Below are 21,298 nucleotides of genomic sequence, written 5' to 3' on the forward strand. Positions count from 1 at the left end.
TTCGCGCACCACGGCGTGTAGGAGACGGACGGGTACGGCTGGCGCGGCGATGCCGATACACTGATCCGGATGCACCTGCCTCGCAGCTTCTGGCACCCCGCCCTGTGGCTTTTCGCGATGCTCTGGCTGGCCGCCGCCGCACCCCGCGCGCAGGCCGCCGACGAGACGCTCCGCGTCGGCTCCAAGCGCTTCACCGAGTCGTACATCCTGGCCGAGGTGCTGGCGCAGACCGCCGCGCCGCACACCGCCTCGCCGCCCGTCGTGCGTCAGGGGCTGGGCAACACGGCCATCGTGTACGAGGCGCTGCGCTCGGGCGCCATCGACCTGTACGCCGAATACACCGGCACCATCGCACTCGAGATCCTCAAGGGCTCGCCCGCCGACACGCGCGAGGCGATGAATGTGGCGCTCGCACCGCTCGGGCTGGGCGTGGCGATTCCGCTGGGCTTCAACGACGGCTACGCGCTGGCCGTGCGCGCCGCCGATGCCGACAAGCTCGGGCTGCGCACGCTGAGCGACCTGGCCAAACACCCCGAACTGCGCATCGGGCTGTCGAACGAATTCATCGGCCGCGCCGACGGCTGGAAGGGCCTGGCTGCGCGCTACGGCTTCACGCAGACGCCGACCGGGCTCGACCACGGCCTGGCCTACGAGGCGATGACGGCCAAACAGATCGACGCCATCGACATCTACACCACCGACGCCAAGATCGACCACCTCGGCCTGCGCGTGCTCGTGGACGACAAGCAGTACTTTCCGCGCTACGACGCGGTGGTGCTCTATAAGCTCGACCTGCCCGCGCGGCTGCCGAAGGCCTGGGCCGCGTTGCAGGCGCTGGAAGGCAAGATCGACGAGCACGCCATGATCGCGATGAACGCACGCGCCGAACTGCAAGGCGTGCGCTTCGACACCATCGCGCGCGACTTCCTGGCCGGCGCCACCAAGGACGGCAAGACGCCGCCGAGCGCCGCACGCGGCTTCACGGCCAAGCTCTTCGGTCCCGACCTCTGGCCGCTCGCGCGCCAGCACCTGCTGCTGGTGGCGGTGTCGGTCGGCGTGGCCATCCTCATCGGCGTGCCGCTCGCGATCCTCGTGTTTCCGCACCTGCGGCTGCGCGCCGTGGTGCTGGGCTTTGCGAGCGTGATGCAGACCGTGCCCTCGCTGGCGCTGCTCGCGGTGCTGATCTCTTTGCTTGGCGCCATCGGCGCCCTGCCCGCGCTCATCGCGCTCACGCTGTATTCGCTGCTGCCGATCATGCGCAACACCGTGACCGGTCTGGCCGAAGTGCCGAATGGACTTCGGCTGGCCGGCACCGCGCTGGGCATGACGCCGCCGCAGAGCCTTCAGTTGGTGCTGCTGCCTCTCGCGCTGCCCACGTTGTTGGCGGGCGTTCGCACCGCGACAGCCATTGCCATCGGCACGGCCACCATCGCGGCTTTCATCGGCGCGGGCGGCTTCGGTGAGCGCATCGTGACAGGACTCGCGCTCAACGATCGCGAGCTGTTGATGGCGGGAGCGCTGCCGGCTGCGGCCATGGCGCTGATCAGCGAAGGCATCTTCGAGCTGATCGAGTTCCTGATGCGTCGCAGCCGCAGGGCGCCATTGGCCTGAGCTGTTCAGGGCTACGCTCCCGCCGACGCGGTACCTTGCTCCGCGAATGTCCCCCGGGCTTCGCCCTCCTCCTTGATTTCGCTGCGCAAGGCACCGCATCGACGTGAGCGTGTTCAGTGCGGTCGTTGATGGGCTGCGCACCACCGCCGCTTCCCGTGCGCAGGACACTGGGTGCTTCCCGCAGCGAAATCAAGGAGGAGGCCGCAGGCCGGGGGACATTCGCGGAGGGAAGTACCCGGTGGCCTGCGCACGCGCCCCGAACCAAGCGGACATAAAAAAGCCCCCAAACAGGGGGCTTTCAACGAGACAAGAAGAAGCGTCAGGCCAACGTGTAAGCCGTCTTCACCGTCGTGAAGAACTCCTGCGCATACTTGCCCTGCTCCCGCGGCCCATAGCTCGATCCTTTGCGACCACCGAAGGGCACGTGATAGTCCACCCCCGCCGTCGGCAGGTTCACCATCACCATCCCTGCCTGGCTGTGGCGCTTGAAGTGCGTCGCGTACTTCAGCGAGGTCGTCGCAATGCCGGCCGACAAACCGAACTCGGTGTCGTTGGCCGTCGCCAGCGCCTCTTCGTAGTTCTTCACGCGGATCACGCTCGCCACCGGCCCGAACACCTCCTCGCGGTTGATGCGCATGTTCGCGGCGGACTCGCTGAACAGTGCGGGCGACATGTAGTAGCCATCGGTCTCCAGCTTCAGCAGCTCACCGCCGGCCGCCAACGTGGCGCCCTCGCCCTTGCCGATGGCGACGTATTCCATGTCCTGGTCGAGCTGCGACTTCGACGACACCGGCCCCACGTCCGTGCCCTGCGCCAGCGCATCGCCGACCTTGATCTTCGCCATGCGCGCCTTCATCGCCTCGATGAACTTCGGGTAGATGCCCTCGGTCACGATCAGGCGGCTCGACGCCGTGCAGCGCTGGCCGGTCGAGTAGAACGCGCTCTGCACGCTGAGCTCCACGGCCTGCGCGAGGTCGGCGTCGTCGAGCACCACCTGCGGGTTCTTGCCACCCATCTCGAGCTGCACCTTCTTGTGGTTGGTGACGCACTGGACCGCGATGTTGCGGCCCACGCCCACCGAGCCCGTGAAGCTGATCGCATGGATGCCGGGGTGGTTCACCAGCGCATCGCCGATCACGCTGCCGCGCCCCATCACGAGGTTGAACACGCCGGCCGGAATGCCCGAGCGGCTGATGATCTCGGCCAGCGCCCACGCGCAGCCCGGCACGAGGTCGGCGGGCTTGAGCACCACGCAGTTGCCGAAGGCCAGCGCAGGCGCGATCTTCCAGGCGGGAATGGCGATGGGGAAGTTCCACGGCGTGATGAGCCCGACCACGCCCACCGGCTCGCGCGTGATCTCCACGCCGATGTTCGGGCGCACCGAAGGCAGCACCTCGCCCGACAGGCGCAGGCACTCGCCCGCGAAGAACTTGAAGATCTGCCCCGCGCGCGTGGCCTCGCCGATGCCTTCGGCCTTGGTCTTGCCTTCTTCGCGTGCGAGCAGCGTGCCGAGCTCTTCCTTGCGCGCGAGGATCTCGGTGCCGATCTTGTCGAGCGCGTCGGAGCGCGCCTGGATGCTGCCCGTCGCCCAGGCGGGGAAGGCGGCGGTGGCTGCTGCCACGGCGGCATCGACCTGGCCCTTGTCGCCCTGCGTGTACTGGCCCAGCACGTCGGCCAGGTTGCTGGGGTTGATGTTGGGGCTGTAGCTTTGGCCAGCCAGCCATTCGCCATTGATGAGGTTGTTGAATTCAGTCATCGTCGATGTCCTTGTGTGCGTGTTGCGGTGAGGAGGTTGGAAAAGTCCCAAGGCTAGGTGGCGCCTTCGGACTCCACGTAGAGGGCGTACAGCGAATGGCTGGCCGCCATGTAGAGGCGGTTGTTCTTGGGGCCGCCGAACGTCAGGTTGGCACAACGTTCGGGCAGGCGGATGAAACCGATGGGCTTGCCTTGCGCATTGAAGATCTTGACGCCATCGAGGTCTTCGGATTTCGCCTGCGGCTGATAGACCTTCATGCCGTTGCCAGCATCGACGGGTTCGGGAGCGACGGCGCCGTTCCAGCCCCAGCCCATCCAGAGATTGCCGTCGCGGTCGACGCGAAAGCCATCGAGCGCCGCGGCGCCCGTGCCGTCGATGAGCTTCAGCTTGTTCGACACGCTGCCATCGGCCGCCACGTCGTAGCTCCAGAGGCTGCGGTTGGGCGTGCCCTTCCACTCGACAACGTAGAGCTTTTTCTCGTCCGGCGAGAAGGCCAGGCCATTCGGGTTCACGAGGTCGGTGATCACCGCCGAGAGCTGGCCGTCGGGCGTGAGGCGGTACACGTTGGTCGTCGCCTGCTCGGGCGCGGCCTTCTCGCCTTCCCACGTGCCCGAGATGCCGAAGAGCGGATCGGTGAACCACACGGTGTCGTCCGATTTCACGACCACGTCGTTCGGCGAGTTCAGGCGCTTGCCCTGGTAGCGGTCGGCCAGCACGGTCACGCGCCCGTCGGATTCGGTGCGCACCACGCGCCGCGTCACCGAGTGCTCGCAGCTGATGAGGCGGCCCTGCCGGTCGCGCGTGTTGCCGTTGCAGTAGCCGGCGTTCGCCTTGTGGACCTTGAACTCGCCGGTCTTTTCCTCGTAGCGCATCAGACGGTTGTTCGGAATGTCGCTGCACACGAGGTAGCCCTCGCGCGGCAGGTACACCGGGCCCTCGGCCCAGCGCATGCCCGTGCCGACCTGCTCGAGCGTGCTGCTGTAGATGCGGTACTTCGCAAAGCTGGGGTCGAGGATCAGCACCGACGGGTCGGGATAGCGCTGCTGCGGCTTGTAGGGAAACGACTGGGCGCCCGCGGCGGCGGCCACGGCGCCGAGTGCCGAGCCGGCAGCCGCTTGCAGCAGGCGACGGCGATCCATGTGCTTGTTCATTCAGTCTCCTTGGATGTTTCAGCCGTCAGCGCACGAAGGCACCGGGCGCTCAGCGGACCATGCAGGGGCGCTTGTTGTCGAAGGTCCAGTTCGGAATGAGGAACTGCATCGCCTGCGCATCGTTGCGCGCGCCCAGGCCATGCTTCAGGTACAGCTGGTGCGCCTTCTCGACCTCGGCCATGTCGAGCTCGATGCCCAGGCCGCCGCGCGTGGGCACCTGCACGAGGCCGCCCTCGATCTGCAGCGGCGCCTTCGTGAGGCGCTGGCCGTCCTGCCAGATCCAGTGCGTGTCGATGGCCGTGACCTTGCCGGGTGCGGCCGCAGCCACGTGCGTGAACATCGCGAGCGACACGTCGAAGTGGTTGTTCGAATGCGAGCCCCAGGTCAGGCCCCAGGCCTGGCACAGCTGCGCCACGCGCACCGAGCCCTGCATCGTCCAGAAGTGCGGGTCGGCCAGCGGAATGTCGACCGACTGCAGCGAGAGGCTGTGCACCATCTCGCGCCAGTCGGTGGCGACCATGTTGGTGGCGGTGGGCAGGCCGGTGGCGCGGCGGAACTCGGCCATCACCTCGCGGCCCGAGAACACGCCCTCGGCGCCGCACGGGTCTTCGGCATAGGCCATCACGCCGTGCAGGTCGCGGCACAGGCGGATGGCGTCGGCCAGCAGCCAGCCGCCGTTGGGGTCGAGCGTGACGCGCGCCTGCGGAAAGCGTTCGTGCAGCGCGCGGATCGCCTCGACCTCTTCCTCGCCGCGCAGCACGCCGCCCTTGAGCTTGAAGTCGGTGAAACCGTAGCGCGCATGCGTGGCCTCGGCCAGGCGCACGATGGCCTCAGGCGTCATCGCTTCTTCATGGCGCAGGCGGAACCAGTCGTTGTCGGCGTTCGGGTCGGTCTCGTATGCGAGATCGGTCTTCGTGCGGTCGCCGACGTAGAAGAGGTAGCCGAGCATCTGCACCGCATCGCGCTGCTGGCCTTCGCCGAGCAGCGCGGCCACGGGCACGCCCAGGTGCTGGCCCAGGAGGTCGAGCAGCGCGGCTTCGGCGGCGGTCACGGCGTGGATGGTCACGCGCAGGTCGAAGGTCTGCAGGCCGCGCCCGCCACTGTCGCGCGCGGCAAACGCGCTGCGCATGCGGTTGAGCACGGCGTTGTGGTTGCCGATGGGCTGGCCCACGATGAGGTCGCGTGCGTCTTCGAGCGTCTGGCGGATCTTCTCGCCGCCCGGCACTTCGCCCACGCCGGTGTGGCCGGCGCTGTCGGTGAGGATCAGCAGGTTGCGCGTGAAGAACGGGCCGTGCGCGCCGCTGAGGTTCATCAGCATGCTGTCGTGGCCCGCGACGGGCACGACGCGCATGGCGGTGACGACGGGCGCGCCCGACACGACGGGGGAGGCAGCGGATTCAGGAGAGGTCATCTTCGGGCTCGGTGGCTCAGTCTGCGGTGATGTGGCGGGTGTCGATCAATGTCTTCCATCGCGCCCACTCGCGCAACTGGAAGGCGGTGAAGTCCTCGGGCGTGCTGGCGACGATTTCCAGGCCCTGGTCGAGCATGCGTTTCTTGGTCTCGGGGTCCTGCATGGCGGCGATGACCGCCTCGCTCAGCTTCTTCTTCGTGGCAGCGGGCAGGCCCTTGGGCGCAGCCATGCCCTGCCACGAGTAGACCTCCGCGCCCTTCACGCCGGCCTCGGCGAGCGTGGGCACGTCGGGCAGCACGGGCGAGCGCTTGTCGCCGGTGACGGCCAGCGCGCGCAGCTTGCCGGCGCGGATGTGCGGCAGCACGGCGTTCACGTTCTGGAACGAGAAGTCGACCTGGTTGCCCAGCAGGTCGTTCACGGCCGGCGCGCCGCCCTTGTAGGGCACGTGCACGCCTTCGGTCTTCGATTGCTGCCAGAAGAGTTCGGCCGACAGGTGGTCGGACGAGCCGTTGCCCGAGCTCGCGAACGAGACCTTGCCGGGCGTCTTGCGCAACAGCGCGAGCACGTCGGCCACGCTGCGCTCGGGCCGCGCGACATTCGCCACGAGCACGTTGGGCGCCTGCACGGGCACGCTGATGTAGTCGAAGTCCTTGGTGGCGTCGTAGGGCACGCTCTTCTGCAGGTGCGGTGTGACGACGAAGGCGCCGAGCGACGACACCAGCAGCGTGTAGCCGTCGGGCAGTGCGCGCCGCACGAAGCCGGTGCCGATGGTGCCGGTGGCGCCGGGCCGGTTGTCGACCACGAAGCTGCCGCCCAGCTTGGCCTGCAGCTGCTGCGCCAGCGCGCGCGCCACCATGTCGGTGGAGCCGCCGGCCGGGAACGGCACGATGATCGTCACGGGCTTCTGCTGCGGCCATGCATCGGCCTGCGCCGAGGCGTGCAGCGGCGACAGCAGCGCGGTGGCGGCGAGCGCGAAGCCCGTCGCCAGGAATTGCATTCTCTTCATGCGCGGTGGTCCGATCAGGAAGAAAGGCGAACGGCCTGGCGCGCGAGCAGCTTCCACTCGCCGCCCTGCTTCTGCCAGACGCCAAGGATCTTCAGCGCAACCTTGCCGGGCTTGCCCGAGTCGTTGGTGTCGGCCGTGAGCGTGTGGCGCACGATGGTGGTGTTTCCGTCGACGACCTTGATGGTCTGGTCGGTGATGGCGATGGTCACGAAGTCGGACTTGCCGTCGAGCAGGTCGCTGATGAAGCTGGCCTGCGTGTCGACCTTGCCGCCCGAATGGCCGTAGCTCAGGTCGTCGGCCACCAGTGCGCGCAGCGCGGCGGGCGTCGGGTCGACCATGGCGACGCGCAGCCGCTCGGCGGCCGCCGCAACTGCGGGTTCGGCCGCTGCGCCGCTGCTGCTGCCACCGCTGGCGGCACAACCCGCGAACACGGCGGTCGCTGCGGCGGCGAGCAGGAATTTTCTGATGAGCATGTCGTTGTCTCCTGTTTGTTTTGTGGTGCGGTCGACTGCGATCAGTGCCGGCTTACTGCGGGCCGAGCGTGTCGATGAGCGCCTTCAGTGCGTCCATCTCGTCGGGCTTCAGGTCGGTCAGCGGCGCGCGCACGGGGCCGGCGTCGTGGCCGACAAGCTTGGCGCCCGCCTTCACGATGCTCACGGCGTAGCCGGGCACGCGGTTGCGCAGTTCCAGGTAGGGCATGAAGAAGTTCTTCAGCAGGCGGTGCTGCGTGGCCATGTCGTCGTTGGCGACCGCGTGATAGAAGTCCATCGCCGTCTTCGGGATGAAGTTGAAGACCGCCGACGAGTACACGGGCGTGCCCATGGCCTTGTAGGCCGCGGCATACACCTCGGCCGTGGGCAGGCCGCCCAGGTAGGCGAAGCGGTCGCCCATCTTCTGGAAGATCGCGACCATGGCTTCGATGTCGCCCACGCCGTCCTTGAAGCCCACGAGGTTCGGGTTGCGCTCGGCCAGGCGGGCCAGCGTGTCGGGCTTGAGGCGGCTGCTGGCGCGGTTGTAGACGATCACGCCGAACTTCACGCTCTTGCACACGGCCTCGACGTGCGCGGCCAGGCCTTCCTGGCCGGCTTCGGTGAGGTAGTGCGGCAGCAGCAGGATGCCGTGCGCGCCGGCCTTCTCTGCCGCTTGCGCGCATTGGATGGCGAAGCGCGTTGGGCCGCCGGCGCCGGCAATGATCGGCACCACGCCGCGGCAGGTGTCGACCGCGGTCTGGATGATGCCGGGGTACTCGTCACCCGTCAGCGAGAAGAACTCGCCCGTGCCGCCCGCGGCGAACAGCGCGCTCGCGCCGTAGGGCGCCAGCCATTCGAGGCGCTCGATGTAGCCCTTCTTGTTGAAGTCGCCGTTGCTGTCGAAGTCGGTCAGCGGGAACGAGAGCAGGCCGGAGCCCATGATGGTCTTGAGTTCTTGCGGGTTCATCGGAAGTCGTCCAGTGAAAAAGAGAAATGAGGAAAAGAGAAAAGCAGAAGAAGGGGCCGCTCAGTCGAGCTTGAGATTGGCCTGCTGGATGACCTGCGCCCAGCGCGCGCGCTCCTTGGCGAAGAACTGGTCCTGCTCGGGCGCGGTCATGGTCACGACCTCGGCGCCCTGCCCCGCAAGCCGCGCCCGGATGTCGGGCGTGCGGATGATGCGGACCAGTTCCTTGTTGAGCCGGGCGATCACCGCGTCAGGGGTGCCGCGCGCCGCGACCACGCCCTGCCATGTGCCCGACTCGTAGCCGGGAACGCCCTGCTCCGCGATGGTCGGCACGCTGCCGATCAGCGGCATGCGCGTCGACTTCGACACCGCGATGAGCTTGAGCTTGCCGCTCTGTACATGCGGGTACGTGGCCAACATGCCGTTCATGAGCACCTGCGTCTGGCCCGCGACGGTGTCGAGCACGGCCTGCACGCCGCCCTTGTAGGGCACGTACTCCCACTTGGCGCCGCTCTTGCGCTGCAACTCGACGCCGGCCAGGTGCGCGGTGCTGCCGCTGGCGGTGACGGCGAAGTTGAGGTCGCTCTTCTTCGACAGCTCGACCAGCTCCTTCAGCGTGCTGGCCTGCACCGACGGGTGCACCACCAGCAGGTGCGGCGAGTAGGCCAGCATGGCCACGCTGCGCAGGTCCTTCGACGGGTCGAACGGCAGCTTGGGGTACAGCGACGGGCTGATGGCCAGCGCGCCGAGGTCGCACAGCATGAGCGTGTGGCCGTCGGCCGGCGCCTTGGCCAGCATGTCGGCGCCGAGGTTGCCGTTGGCGCCCGCGCGGTTCTCGATGACCACGGGCTGGCCCAGCGCCTCGGACAGCGGCTGGCCGATGGCGCGCGCAATGATGTCCGACGAGCCGCCCGGCGGGTACGGCACGATGAGACGGATGGGCTTGGAAGGCCAGGTGCCGCCCGCCCCTTGCGCAAACGCGTGCAAGGGCAGGCTGGCGGCCAGTGTGGTGGCGAGGGCGGCGCCGAGCGCGCCGCGTCGGTTGACGGTCATGGGGGCTGTCTCCTGAAGTTCGATGCAGGCATGCGGGGCCGCGATGGCGCCGCATGTTATCAGTCATCGTACAACTAGAAAATCAGCTTGTCCAGACTTGAGCCCCGAAAACCCGGGGAGAACTCAGCGCGAAGGGGTGTTGTCGGACGAGGCGCCGCCGTTTCCGGCCGCCTCCGCCCTGGCTTTCTGTTGTTGCGCGGCTTCCTGCGCCATGCGCAGCCGCTCGCGGCTGTTGGTCAGGTGGATGCGCATCGCGGCGCGTGCCGACTCGGGGTCGCGGCGCGCGATGGCCGCGTAGATTTCCTCGTGCTCGCGGTTCACGCGGCTCAGGTAGCTGCCGTCCTGCACGCGGATCGCGCTGATGCGCGTGCGCGGGATGATCGTCGTGCCCAGGTGCCGCATGATGTCGGCAAAGTAGGGGTTGCCGGTCGACTGCGCGATCTCCAGGTGGAAGGCGAAGTCGGGTCCCACGGTGTCACCGCCCACCTTGACGTTCTGCTCGAACGCGTCGAGCGCCTGGCGCATCGCCACCAGTTGCTCGTCGGTGCGCCGGCTCGCGGCCAGCCCGGCGGATTCGGTCTCCAGGCTGATGCGCAGCTCGAGCACGGCGAGCACGTCGACCGAGGTCGCGATCTCGCCGGGATCGAGGCGGAACACCCCGCCCATGCCGCCCGGACGCGGCTGCAGCACGAAGGTGCCCACGCCGTGCAGCGTCTCGACCAGCCCGCCCGCCTGCAGCTTGGACAGCGCCTCGCGCACCACGGTACGGCTCACGCCGTAGGCCTGCATGATGGCCGACTCGGTCGGCAGCTTGTCGCCGGGGCGCAGCGACTGGCTGCGGATCTTCTCGCCCAGGTCTTCCACCAGCCCGTTCGCCAGGCCGCGCGCGCGCTGGCGCGGCCGCCCCACGAAAGCGGCGTTGCCCGCCGGGTTGTCAGCGGTCGTTGTCTGAACTTCGGGATTACCCGCAGTCGTTGAGGCCATGACGACGATCATAATCCCCTCACAGTTGTACGACAACAGATAACTTATCACCTAAAAACGGTGACGACGTTGTCCACCTCCTCCGCTTCCCCTCACACATCCCGAAGACATGTCGACGCCTGAAGCCCCCTCCCCCCAGCTCGGCCGCCTGCTGCTGACCGGCGCCGCCGGCGGCCTGGGCCGCGTGCTGCGCGAACGGCTCGCGCCTTTTGCGAACGTGATCCGCCTTTCCGACATCGCCGACATCGCGCCGGCCACGGGCGCGCATGAAGAAGTCGTGCCCTGCGACCTGTCCGACAAGGCCGCGGTCGACGCGCTGGTGGCCGGCTGCGACGCCATCGCCCATTTCGGCGGCGTGTCGGTGGAGCGCCCGTTCGAAGAAGTGCTCGAAGCCAACATCAAGGGCGTGTTCAACCTGTACGAAGCCGCGCGCCGCCACGGCGTGAAGCGCGTGGTGTTCGCCAGCTCGAACCACGTGATCGGCTTCTACAAACAAGACGAACACATCGACGCACACGCCGCGCGCCGACCCGACGGCTACTACGGCCTGTCGAAGTCTTTCGGCGAAGACATGGCGCAGTTCTATTTCGACCGCTGGGGCATCGAGACGGTGAGCATCCGCATCGGCTCGTCGTTCCCCGAGCCGCTCAACCGCCGCATGATGAGTACGTGGCTCAGCTACCGCGACCTCACGACGCTGATCCAGAAGTCGCTCTTCACGCCCAACGTGAAGCACACGGTGGTCTACGGCATGTCGGCCAACCGCGACCTGTGGTGGGACAACGCCGCCGCCACGCACCTGGGCTTCGTGCCACAAGACAGCTCCGAGGTGTTCCGCGACAAGGTCGAAGCGCAGCCACCGGTGGCGCCCACCGACCCGAACGCCATCTACCAGGGCGGCGCCTTCACCGCACAAGGCCCGTTCGGCGACTGAACGGGCCGCACCGCATGCAAGCCGAACTCGTTCTCGACGCGCGCAACGGCACGGGCGAAAGCCCGGTGTGGCTGGCCGCGCAGCAGGCGCTGTACTGGGTCGACATTCCCGCGCGCACGCTCAACCGCTGGCACGCCGCCGAAGGCCATGCGCAGTGGCACGCCGACGAAATGATCGCCTGCATCGCACCGCGCGCCGACCGGCCCGGCGAATGGATCGCCGGCATGGAAAGCGGCCTGTTCGCACTGCGCGAGCGCACCGACGGCACGCTCGCGGCCACGCCGCTCGCCCCGGTGGCGCACGCCGCGCCGGGCATGCGTTTCAACGACGGTCGCTGCGACCGGCAGGGCCGCTTCTGGGCCGGCACGATGCTGCTGGACATGGCCGCGGGCGCGCGCGTCGGCCGCCTGTACCGCCACGGCCCCGGCGACGACGGCGCGGCCTTGCAACTGGACGACCTGATCGTTCCCAACGGCCTGGCCTTCAGTCCCGACGGCCGCACGATGTACCTGTCGGACTCGCACCCGAGCGTGCAGGCCGTCTGGGCCTTCGACTACGACACCGACACCGGCACGCCGAGCAACCGCCGTCTCTTCGTCGACATGAATCCCCTGCCCGGCCGACCCGACGGCGCGGCCATGGACGTCGACGGCTGCTACTGGATCTGCGGCAACGACGCCGGCCTGGTGCACCGCTTCACGCCCGACGGCCGGCTCGACCGTTCGCTCGCCGTGCCGGTGAAGAAGCCCGCCATGTGCGCCTTCGGCGGCCCGGGCCTCGACACGCTGTTCGTCACCTCGATCCGCCCCGGCGGCATCGACCTGTCGGACCAGCCGCTGGCCGGCGGCGTGTTCGCGCTGCGCCCCGGCGTGGCGGGCGTGCCCGAGCCGGCCTTCGGCGGCTGACCCTTTTCTTTTTTATTGACGACAACCACCAAGAGGACGAGACAAATGAAGCTCTACAAGACACTCATCGCACTTGCTGCCGGCGCGGCGGCCGCGTTGACCACGCTGGCTGCCGGCGCCACCGAGTTCCGCTCGGCCGACATCCACCCCGACGACTACCCCACCGTGACCGCCGTGAAGTTCATGAGCGAACGGCTCAAGGCGCTGTCCGGGGGCAAGCACAGCATCAAGGTCTTCAACAACAGCGCGCTCGGCAACGAGAAGGACACGATCGAGCAGACCAAGATCGGCGCGCTGCAGATGGTGCGCGTGAACATCGCGCCCATGAACAACATCTGCCCCGAGACGCAGGTGCCGACCATGCCCTTCCTGTTCCGTTCGGTGGAGCACCTGCACAAGGTGCTCGACGGCCCGGTCGGCGAAGAGATTTTGAAGTCGTGCGAGAAGCAGGGCTTCGTGGGCCTGGCCTACTACGACAGCGGCGCGCGCTCGATGTTCACGGCCAAGAAGCCGGTGCGCAACTTCGCCGACATGAAGGGCCTGAAGGTGCGCGTGCAGCAGTCCGACCTGTGGGTGTCGATGCTCGAGGCCATGGGCGCCAACGCCACGCCGATGCCCATGGGCGAGGTCTACACGGGCCTGAAGACCGGCCTCATCGACGCCGCCGAAAACAACTACCCCACCTACGAAAGCGCGCGCGCCTTCGAGGTCGCCAAGTACTACAGCAAGACCGAGCACTCGATGGCGCCCGAGATGCTGCTGTTCTCCAAGCGCGCGTGGGACAAGCTCTCCGCCGAAGAGCAGGGCTGGCTGCGCCAGGCCGCCAAGGAATCGGTGCCCTACATGCGCAAGCAGTGGCAGGAGCGTGAAGTGAAGTCGCTGGCCACGGTGAAGGCCGGCGGCGCCGAGATCATCGACGTCGACAAGGCCCCGTTCCAGGCCGCGATGAAGCCGGTGTACGACAAGTTCATCACGGACGCGAAGCTCAAGGACCTGGTCAAGCGCGTCCAGGACACGAAGTAAACAGGGCTCGCCCCCAGGCTTCGCGCACTTCGTGACCCTGCACCCCTGCCGGGGGCCACGAAGAGGCGGAGCCTCTCCATTTTTCGCGCTGGAAATATGTACACCAAACTTTGCCGCACGCTCGCCCGTGCCTGCATGTGGTTGGGCATCCTCGGTCTCGTCGCGGTGATCTGCGCCGTGAGCTGGCAGGTGTTCGGCCGCTACGTGCTCAACAACACTCCCACCTGGGCCGAGAGCCTCGCGCTGCTGCTGGTGCTCTACGTGACCATGCTGGGCGTGGCTGTGGGCGTGCGCGACGCGGGCCACATCGGGCTCGAATCGTTCCTCGTGCTCGCACCCGACTGGCTGCGCCTGAAGATGGAATACCTCATCCACGCGCTGATCCTGCTGTTCGGCCTGGCCATGGCCTGGAACTGCGCCTCGCTCGCCGAATCGGTGTGGGACTACCGCCTGCCCACGCTGTGGATTTCCGAAGGCTGGAAGTACGTGCCCGCCGCCGTGTCGGGCGTCCTCATCGTGATGTTCTCGATCGAACACATCATCGCGCTCGCCCAAGGCCGCGAAGTCGAACCCGCCTGGGGCTGAACCTCATCATGACGACCCCTCTTCTCATTCTCTGCCTCTCGTTCACGCTGTTCCTGCTGCTCGGCGTGCCGGTGGCGTTCTCGATCGGCCTCTCGGCCCTGGCCACGCTGCTGTACGAAGGCCTGCCGCTCGCGGTGGGCTTCCAGCAGATGACCTCGGGCATGGGCATCTTCTCGTTCCTGGCCATTCCCTTCTTCATCTTCGCCGGCGAGCTGATGCTCTACGGCGGCATCGCGGACCGCATCGTCAACTTTGCGCGCAACCTCGTGGGCCACGTGCGCGGCGGCCTCGGCATGTCGAACGTGGTGGCCTGCACCCTGTTCGGCGGCGTCTCGGGCTCGCCCGTGGCGGACGTCTCGGCCATGGGCGCCGTGATGATCCCGATGATGAAGAAGGAGGGCTACCACGCCGACTACGCGGTCAACGTGACGACCCACGCGGCCTTGGTCGGCGCGCTGATGCCCACCAGCCACAACCTCATCATCTATTCGCTCGCAGCGGGCGGCAAGGTGTCGATCGCGGCGCTGATCCTGGCGGCACTGCTGCCGGCCGCCGTGCTCACGCTGAGCAACCTCGCGGCCGCCTACCTCGTGGCCGTGAAGCGCGGCTACCCGGCCGGCAGCTTCCCGGGCTGGGCCATCGTGGCGCGCTCGTTCGCGGCGGCGCTGCCGGGCCTGTTCATCGTGGTGCTGATCCTCGGCGGCATCCTGTCGGGCATCTTCACGGCGACCGAGTCGGCGGCGGTGGCGGTGCTCTATGCGCTGGCGCTCACGATCTTCGTGTACCGCACGCTGAAGTGGGAGCACTTCATCAAGGCCGCCTCGAAGGCCGTGCGCACCACGGGCGTGATCCTGCTGCTGATCGGCATCTCGAGCACCTTCGGCTACCTCATCAGCCTGTACGGCGTGGCCGAGCTCACGGGCCAGATGCTGTCGCAGGTGACGACGACGCCGTGGATGATCTTCCTGCTCATCAACATCATCCTGTTCGTGCTGGGCACCTTCCTGGACATGGCCGCGACCATCCTGCTGTGCACACCGATCTTCCTGCCCATTGCACAGCAGTACGGCATGACCTCGGTGCAGTTCGGCGTGGTGATGCTCATCAACTGCGCGCTCGGCCTGAACACGCCGCCGGTGGGCACCACGCAGTTCGTCGGCTGTGCCATCGGCGGGGTGTCGGTGGGCACGGTGATGCGCACGATCTGGCCCTTCTATGGCGCATTGATCTTTGCGCTCGGGGTCGTTACCTTTGTTCCCGCGTTTTCCACCTGGCTGCCCGGCCTGTTCATGGTCGTGAAGTAAAGACAGAAGAAAGGGCCTCCCGATGGCCGATGCGAACACCCGACCGCCGCTGTACATCCGCATCCACGCGGCCGACAACGTCGCCATCGTCGCGAACGACGGCGGCCTGAAGGCCGGCACGGCCTTCGACGACGGCCTGGTGCTGGTCGACACCGTGCCCCAGGGCCACAAGGTGGCGCTCGTCGACCTGGCCGAAGGCGACGCCATCCGCCGCTACAACGTGGTGATCGGCTACGCGCTCAAGGCGCTGCCGCGCGGCAGCTGGGTGCACGAGCGCGTGATGCGCATGCCGGTCGCGCCCGAGCTCGACGGCCTGCCCATCGCCACAGTCAAGCCCCCTGCCCTGCCGCCGCTCGAGGGCTACACCTTCGAGGGCTACCGCAACGCCGACGGCTCGGTGGGCACGCGCAACATCCTCGCGATCACGCAGACCGTGCAGTGCGTGGCGGGCGTGACCGAGTTCGCCGTGCAGCGCATCAAGGCCGAGCTGCTGCCGAAGTACCCGCATGTGGACGACGTGGTGGCGCTCGAACACAGCTACGGCTGCGGCGTGGCCATCGACGCGCCCGACGCCATCGTGCCGATCCGCACCCTGCGCAACATCAGCCTCAACCCCAACTTCGGCGGCGAGGTGATGGTCGTGAGCCTGGGCTGCGAGAAGCTGCAGCCCGAGCGACTGCTGCCGCCCGGCACCATCCCCATCGCCGACCAGCGCGGCGCGCCCGCCGACGACCTCGACGTGGTCTGCCTGCAGGACGACGCGCACGTCGGCTTCATGTCGATGATCGATTCGGTGATGCGCCAGGCCGACGCGCACCTCGCGCGGCTGAACCAGCGCCGGCGCGAGACCGTGCCCGCGAGCGAACTCGTCGTGGGCGTGCAGTGCGGCGGCAGCGACGCCTTCTCGGGCGTCACCGCCAACCCGGCCGTGGGCTTTTGCACCGACCTGCTGGTGCGCGCGGGCGCCACCGTGATGTTCTCGGAAGTCACCGAGGTGCGCGACGGCATCGACCAGCTCACCTCGCGCGCGGCCACGCCCGAAGTGGCCGACGCCATGATCCGCGAGATGGCCTGGTACGACGCCTACCTCGACAAGGGCCGCGTCGACCGCAGCGCCAACACCACGCCGGGCAACAAGAAAGGCGGGCTGTCGAACATCGTCGAGAAGGCGATGGGCTCGATCGTCAAGTCGGGCTCGGCGCCGATCACCGGCGTGCTCGCGCCCGGCGAAAAGCTGGCGCACAAGGGCCTCATCTACGCCGCCACGCCGGCCAGCGACTTCATCTGCGGCACGCTGCAGCTGGCGGCCGGCATGAACCTGCATGTGTTCACCACCGGCCGCGGCACGCCCTACGGCCTGGCCGAGGTGCCGGTGATCAAGGTCGCCACGCGCAGCGACCTCGCGCGCCGCTGGCACGACCTGATGGACGTGAACGCGGGCCGCATCGCCGACGGCGAGGCCAGCATCGAGGACATCGGCTGGGAGATGTTCCGCCTGATGCTCGAGGTGGCCAGCGGCCGCAAGAAGACCTGGGCCGAGCACTGGAAGCTGCACAACGCGCTGGTGCTGTTCAACCCGGCACCGGTCACCTGATCGACTCACCCTCACGGAGCACAGCCATGGAAGACCTCAAGGACAAGACCGCCCTCGTCACCGGCGCCAGCACGGGCATCGGCGCCGCGGTGGCCATCGCGTTCGCCGCGCGCGGCATGCGCGTGGCCGTGCACTACAACAGCTCGGCCGAGGCGGCGACCCGCGTGGTCGACACCATCCGCGCCGCCGGCGGCACGGCCTTTGCGCTGCAGGCCGACGTGCGCGACACGGCTGCGATCCGCGCCTGCGTGCAGGAAACCACGGCGCAGTTCGGCCGCATCGACGTGCTCGTGAACAACGCCGGCAGCCTGGTCAAGCGCATGCCCATCGCCGAGTTCGACGATGCGCTGTTCGACGAGGTCATGCACATCAACGCGCGCTCGGTGCTGGCCTTCTGCCGCGAGACGGTGCCGCAGATGCGCAAGCAAGGCAGCGGCGCCATCATCAACGTGACCTCGGTGGCCGCGCGCACCGGCGGTGGCCCCGGCGCCTACCTGTACGCGGGCGCCAAGGGCTTCGTGAGCACGGCGACACACGGCCTGGCCCGGGAACTGGTGGGCGACCGCATCCGCGTGAACGCGGTGGCACCGGGCGTGATCCAGACGCCGTTCCAGGACCGCTTCTCGACGCCCGCGATGCTCGAGACCTTCAAGACCGGCATCCCGATGGGGCGCCTGGGCACGGCCGACGAATGCGTGGGCGCCTTCCTGTACCTCGCGTCCGAACAGCTCTCGGCCTACGTGACGGGACAGGTGCTCGAGGTGAACGGCGGGCAGTACATGCCGTGAAGCCCCCGCCTTCTCAGCACAACAGATCAACAACGGAGACAGAGACATCATGCAAAGAAGCCAGTTCGTCCGCGGCATTGCCGCCCTTTCGGCCACCGCCGCGCTTTCGCTCGGCCTGGCCGCGCCCGCCGCGGCGCAAGCCAACGACTTCCCGAACCGCACCATCGAGTTGCTCGTGCCCTACCAGCCCGGCGGCGGCACCGATGGGCTGGCGCGCGCGTTCTCCGAGGCGAGCCGCAAGCACATCTCGCAGAGCATCGTGATCGTCAACCGCCCCGGCGCGGGCGGCGCCATCGGCTGGACCGAGGTGATCAACGCCAAGCCCGACGGCTACAAGCTCGCGGTGCTCACCGTGGAGCTGCTCACGCTGCCGCACCTGGGCCTGGCCAAGTTCAACTACGACGACTTCCAGCCCATTGCGCAGCTCAACGCCGACCCGGCCGCGATCACCGTGAAGGCCGATGCGCCGTGGAACACGATCGAAGAGTTCCTGGCTGCCGCGAAGAAGTCGCCCGAGGGCATCCGCGTGGGCAACTCGGGCAACGGCTCGATCTGGCACCTGGCCGCCGCCGCGCTCGAAGACAAGACCGGCACCAAGTTCGGCCACATCCCGTTCCAGGGCGCCGCGCCCGCCGTGCTGGCGCTGCTGGGCGGCCACATCGAGGCCGTGGCCGTGAGCCCCGCCGAAGTCACGACGCACGTGCAGGGCGGCAAGCTCAAGGTGCTGATGGTGATGGCCGACAAGCGCGTGAAAGGCTTCGAGAAGATCCCGACCGCGAAGGAGCGCGGCATCGACCTGTCGATCGGCACCTGGCGCGGCCTGGGCGCGCCGAAGAACACGCCGCCCGAAGTGATGGCCAAGCTGCGCGAGATCACCGCCAAGACCGCCGCCGAGCCGCTGATGCACGAGGTGATGGACAAGCAGAACCTGGGCTACGTCTACACCGACGGCGCGGTGTTCAAGGAAACGCTGGCCAAGGACAACGCCTACTTCAAGGCGCTGATCACCAAGCTCAACATCAAGCCGTGAACGCGGCACAGCAAGGACACACGGCCATGCAACGTCGCACACTCATCCAGTCCGCCCTCGCCGCCTCGCTGGCGGCAGCCCTGCCCGCCTTCGCGCAGGGCGGCAACACCTGGCCCACGGGCAAGGCCATCACCTACCTCGTGCCCTTCCCCGCGGGCGGCACCACCGACGTGCTGGGCCGCCTCATCGGGCAGAAGCTCGGCACCGTGCTGGGCACGAGCGTGATCATCGACAACAAGGGCGGCGCCGGCGGCAGCGTGGGCTCCGAGATCGGTGCACGCGCCGCGCCCGACGGCTTCACGCTGGTGGGCGGCACGATCAGCTCGCACGCGATCAACGTGAGCCTGTACCCCAAGCTGGGCTACGACCCGCAGAAGTCGTTCGCGCCCGTGACGCTCATCGGCACCAACCCGGTCGTGCTGGTGGTGAACCAGGCCAGCCCCTACAAGACGCTGAAGGACGTGATCGCCGCGAGCAAGGCCAAGGCCGGCGGCCTCTCGTCGGCCTCGGCGGGCACGGGCACCTCGCAGCACCTGGCGCTGGAGCTGCTCGGCTTCAAGTCGGGCGTGAAGTTCACGCACATCCCCTACAAGGGCAGCGGCCCGGCGATCCAGGACGTGATCGGCGGGCAGGTCGACATGATGTTCGACACCACCGTGGTCGCGGGCCCGCACATCCAGAGCGGCAAGCTGCGCGCCATTGCCGTCACCTCGGCCAAGCGCCTGGCCTCGATGCCCGACGTGCCCACGGTGGCCGAGTCGGGCGTGCCCGGCCTGCAGGACTTCGAGGTGGTGTCGTGGCAGGCGATCTTCGTGCCCGCGGGCACACCGGCCCCTGTCGTCGACCGCCTGCACACCGAGATCCGCAAGATCCTCGCGACGCCCGAGATGCAGGACAAGCTCAAGGGCTTCGGGATGGAGCCCGCCGATATGACAACCGCGCAGATCGCCGCCTTCCAGAAAACGGAAGTGGAGAAGTGGGCGCAGGTGATCAAGGCAGCGGGCATCAAGGCCGACTGACCTGCCCCCGCATCCGACAGCATCCACACCCCGACAAGCGCCCGGTGGGCGGTGTGGTGCGGTCGGCCCCTCTGTGCCGCCGAGGCGCGCAGCGTTTCGCGGATCAGGGCTCGCAGCTGTTTGAGCGAAGCGAGTTCTGCGAGACCCCGCGAAACGCGAGCACCGCAGGGCAGCCGCGAAGCGGCCGGCACAGTGGGGCCGACCGCACCGCACCGCCCGCCGGGCGCGCACCCGCAAAGAGCGCCCACCCTCGCGAACCAAGGGAAGCTTCCTACGCTCCCCCGGAGAAGCACTTTATAGAATGCCCGTCCGATTCCGCATTCCAGGCCTTCCACAACGTGTCCGATCGCTCCGCAGTTCTGCCCCAATACCTGTTCCCCAAGCAGGCCCTGACCAATTTCGCCGGCTGGGTCGCAGGCAAGGAACGAGGCGCGGTCACCACCTGGATCATTCGCCGCTTCGTTGCCAAGTACAACGTCGACATGGGCGAGGCGCTCGAGTCCGACATCCATCACTACAAGAGCTTCAACCAGTTCTTCACGCGCGCCCTCAAGCCCGGCATGCGCCCGCTCGCGCAGGCCGACCTCGTGTGCCCCGTGGACGGCGCCATCAGCCAGTTCGGCGCCATCCAGGGCGACCAGATCTTCCAGGCCAAGGGCCACAACTACACGACCACCGCGCTGGTCGGCGGCGATGCCGCGCTGGCCGCCAAGTTCGCGCACGGCAGCTTTGCCACGCTGTACCTGAGCCCCAAGGACTACCACCGCATCCACATGCCCTGCGACGGGCGGCTGGTGCGCATGATCCACGTGCCCGGCGACCTGTTCTCGGTCAACCCGACCACCGCGCGCGGCGTGCCCGGCCTGTTCGCGCGCAACGAGCGCGTGGTGTGCGTCTTCGAATCGGCCAACGGCCCCTTCGTGCTCGTGCTCGTGGGCGCCACCATCGTGGGCAGCATGGCCACCGTGTGGCACGGCGTGGTCAACCCGCCGCGCGTGGGCGAGCTGCGCGAGTGGCACTACAACGACCAGCAGATCGACATCAAGAAGGGCGACGAGATGGGCCGGTTCTTGCTGGGCTCGACCGTCGTCATGCTGTTTCCGGCGCCCGCGCTGGCCTTCAACCCGGACTGGTCGCCCACCCGCGCGATCCGCCTGGGCGAAGCCATGGCCAACTACGCCTGATTTGTGAAGCTTTGTCTCGAAACCCGCATGCTGCATGCCTGTACAGCTATAAAACCAGTAGCATCCTGATCCTTCGCGCTATAGTCGTCGGCCAGCCAGACGGTCCATGACGACCAATCACAAACAAGAGTGCGCCGCCCCGGCCCGCCCCCGGCCGACGGTCCGCCCAGCTTCGAGGAGATGATGTCGATGAGTACCAAGGAAAACGCAGCCATCAGCCAGTTGCTCGCCCTGCTCGAAGCCCGCTATGCGCTGCGTGTGCTGTGGGCCCTGCGCGACGGCCACGCCCAGACCTTCCGGCTGCTGCAGGACAGCGTCGGCGGCATCACTCCCAACACCCTCAACACCCGCATCAAGGAATTGCGCGAAGCCGGCGTCGTGAGCCACGGCAGCGACGGCTATTGCCTCACGCTGAGCGGACAAGACCTGCTCAAGCGCCTGTCCGACCTGCAGGCCTTCGCCGCCAAATGGCAGCTGGGGCAGAGCAAGAAGGCCGCGGGGCCCGCCGCCGCGCAGCCCGCATCGG

19 protein-coding genes and 1 pseudogene are annotated in these 21,298 nt (G+C 67.9%); 12 read left to right on the plus strand and 8 right to left on the minus strand.

All coding sequences use genetic code 11. The features are described from left to right. Window positions 1-69: 69 nt before the first annotated feature. A complete protein-coding gene (locus AC3WQR_RS05770; protein WP_492741387.1) occupies window positions 70-1,611 on the plus strand; it encodes a glycine betaine ABC transporter substrate-binding protein in 1,542 nt (513 codons plus the stop codon). Window positions 1,612-1,930: 319 nt separating this feature from the next. Here the strand turns inward: AC3WQR_RS05770 and AC3WQR_RS05775 are convergent, their stop codons facing one another. From AC3WQR_RS05775 to AC3WQR_RS05810, 8 genes are all read right to left on the minus strand, one after another. Continuing rightward, window positions 1,931-3,367 carry an aldehyde dehydrogenase family protein gene (locus AC3WQR_RS05775; protein WP_307694252.1) on the minus strand — a complete coding sequence of 479 codons (1,437 nt, stop codon included), beginning with the start codon at window positions 3,365-3,367 and terminating at the stop codon, window positions 1,931-1,933. 53 nt (window positions 3,368-3,420) lie between these two features. Next, entirely contained in the window at window positions 3,421-4,518 is a 1,098-nt protein-coding gene (locus AC3WQR_RS05780; protein ID WP_492741388.1) for an SMP-30/gluconolactonase/LRE family protein, read from the minus strand. Window positions 4,519-4,567: 49 nt separating this feature from the next. After that, complete coding sequence (gudD, locus tag AC3WQR_RS05785) at window positions 4,568-5,929, minus strand: glucarate dehydratase (protein ID WP_492741389.1); 1,362 nt, start codon at window positions 5,927-5,929, stop codon at window positions 4,568-4,570. Between the two features lie 16 nt (window positions 5,930-5,945). Further along, on the minus strand, window positions 5,946-6,935 hold the full coding sequence (locus AC3WQR_RS05790) for a Bug family tripartite tricarboxylate transporter substrate binding protein (protein WP_492741390.1): 990 nt from the start codon (window positions 6,933-6,935) through the stop codon (window positions 5,946-5,948). Window positions 6,936-6,949: 14 nt separating this feature from the next. Next, the gene (locus AC3WQR_RS05795; RefSeq protein WP_492741391.1) at window positions 6,950-7,408 is read right to left on the minus strand and encodes a nuclear transport factor 2 family protein; all 459 of its coding nucleotides are present in this window, start codon (window positions 7,406-7,408) and stop codon (window positions 6,950-6,952) included. 52 nt (window positions 7,409-7,460) lie between these two features. Then, window positions 7,461-8,372, minus strand: a complete 912-nt coding sequence (gene kdgD, locus AC3WQR_RS05800) for a 5-dehydro-4-deoxyglucarate dehydratase (protein WP_062470656.1) — start codon at window positions 8,370-8,372, stop codon at window positions 7,461-7,463. A gap of 60 nt (window positions 8,373-8,432) precedes the next feature. Beyond that, on the minus strand, window positions 8,433-9,422 hold the full coding sequence (locus AC3WQR_RS05805) for a Bug family tripartite tricarboxylate transporter substrate binding protein (RefSeq protein WP_095950647.1): 990 nt from the start codon (window positions 9,420-9,422) through the stop codon (window positions 8,433-8,435). A gap of 123 nt (window positions 9,423-9,545) precedes the next feature. Beyond that, window positions 9,546-10,406: a FadR/GntR family transcriptional regulator gene (locus tag AC3WQR_RS05810; protein ID WP_159277601.1), complete on the minus strand. Its 861-nt coding sequence runs from the start codon at window positions 10,404-10,406 to the stop codon at window positions 9,546-9,548. A 109-nt stretch (window positions 10,407-10,515) separates the two neighbouring features. Between AC3WQR_RS05810 and AC3WQR_RS05815 the strand changes: the two genes are divergently transcribed. The 11 genes and pseudogenes from AC3WQR_RS05815 to AC3WQR_RS05865 form a co-directional block, all read left to right on the plus strand. Next, on the plus strand, window positions 10,516-11,340 hold the full coding sequence (locus AC3WQR_RS05815; RefSeq protein WP_492741393.1) for an NAD-dependent epimerase/dehydratase family protein: 825 nt from the start codon (window positions 10,516-10,518) through the stop codon (window positions 11,338-11,340). A gap of 14 nt (window positions 11,341-11,354) precedes the next feature. Then, window positions 11,355-12,245 (plus strand): SMP-30/gluconolactonase/LRE family protein, encoded by an 891-nt coding sequence (locus AC3WQR_RS05820; protein WP_492741394.1) that lies wholly within the window; start codon window positions 11,355-11,357, stop codon window positions 12,243-12,245. Window positions 12,246-12,290: 45 nt separating this feature from the next. Beyond that, a complete protein-coding gene (locus AC3WQR_RS05825; RefSeq protein WP_070059672.1) occupies window positions 12,291-13,268 on the plus strand; it encodes a TRAP transporter substrate-binding protein in 978 nt (325 codons plus the stop codon). A gap of 96 nt (window positions 13,269-13,364) precedes the next feature. Continuing rightward, window positions 13,365-13,853 (plus strand): TRAP transporter small permease, encoded by a 489-nt coding sequence (locus AC3WQR_RS05830; protein WP_062470671.1) that lies wholly within the window; start codon window positions 13,365-13,367, stop codon window positions 13,851-13,853. Window positions 13,854-13,861: 8 nt separating this feature from the next. Further along, window positions 13,862-15,157: a TRAP transporter large permease gene (locus tag AC3WQR_RS05835; protein ID WP_492741396.1), complete on the plus strand. Its 1,296-nt coding sequence runs from the start codon at window positions 13,862-13,864 to the stop codon at window positions 15,155-15,157. A gap of 22 nt (window positions 15,158-15,179) precedes the next feature. After that, window positions 15,180-16,751, plus strand: a complete 1,572-nt coding sequence (garD, locus tag AC3WQR_RS05840) for a galactarate dehydratase (RefSeq protein WP_492741397.1) — start codon at window positions 15,180-15,182, stop codon at window positions 16,749-16,751. Between the two features lie 26 nt (window positions 16,752-16,777). Then, complete coding sequence (locus AC3WQR_RS05845) at window positions 16,778-17,539, plus strand: SDR family NAD(P)-dependent oxidoreductase (RefSeq protein WP_492741398.1); 762 nt, start codon at window positions 16,778-16,780, stop codon at window positions 17,537-17,539. Between the two features lie 49 nt (window positions 17,540-17,588). Further along, window positions 17,589-18,569, plus strand: coding sequence for a tripartite tricarboxylate transporter substrate binding protein (locus tag AC3WQR_RS05850; protein ID WP_070059676.1), 981 nt, complete (start codon window positions 17,589-17,591; stop codon window positions 18,567-18,569). Window positions 18,570-18,595: 26 nt separating this feature from the next. Continuing rightward, window positions 18,596-19,588, plus strand: coding sequence for a Bug family tripartite tricarboxylate transporter substrate binding protein (locus AC3WQR_RS05855; protein WP_492741399.1), 993 nt, complete (start codon window positions 18,596-18,598; stop codon window positions 19,586-19,588). 338 nt (window positions 19,589-19,926) lie between these two features. Further along, window positions 19,927-20,772 (plus strand): archaetidylserine decarboxylase, encoded by an 846-nt coding sequence (gene asd, locus AC3WQR_RS05860; RefSeq protein ID WP_492695115.1) that lies wholly within the window; start codon window positions 19,927-19,929, stop codon window positions 20,770-20,772. Between the two features lie 189 nt (window positions 20,773-20,961). Further along, window positions 20,962-21,264 (plus strand): annotated as a pseudogene (locus tag AC3WQR_RS05865) (winged helix-turn-helix transcriptional regulator); the annotation flags it as partial. Window positions 21,265-21,298: the final 34 nt, after the last annotated feature.

This window comes from Variovorax sp. FW305-3-2-15-B-LB1, assembly GCF_058787635.1.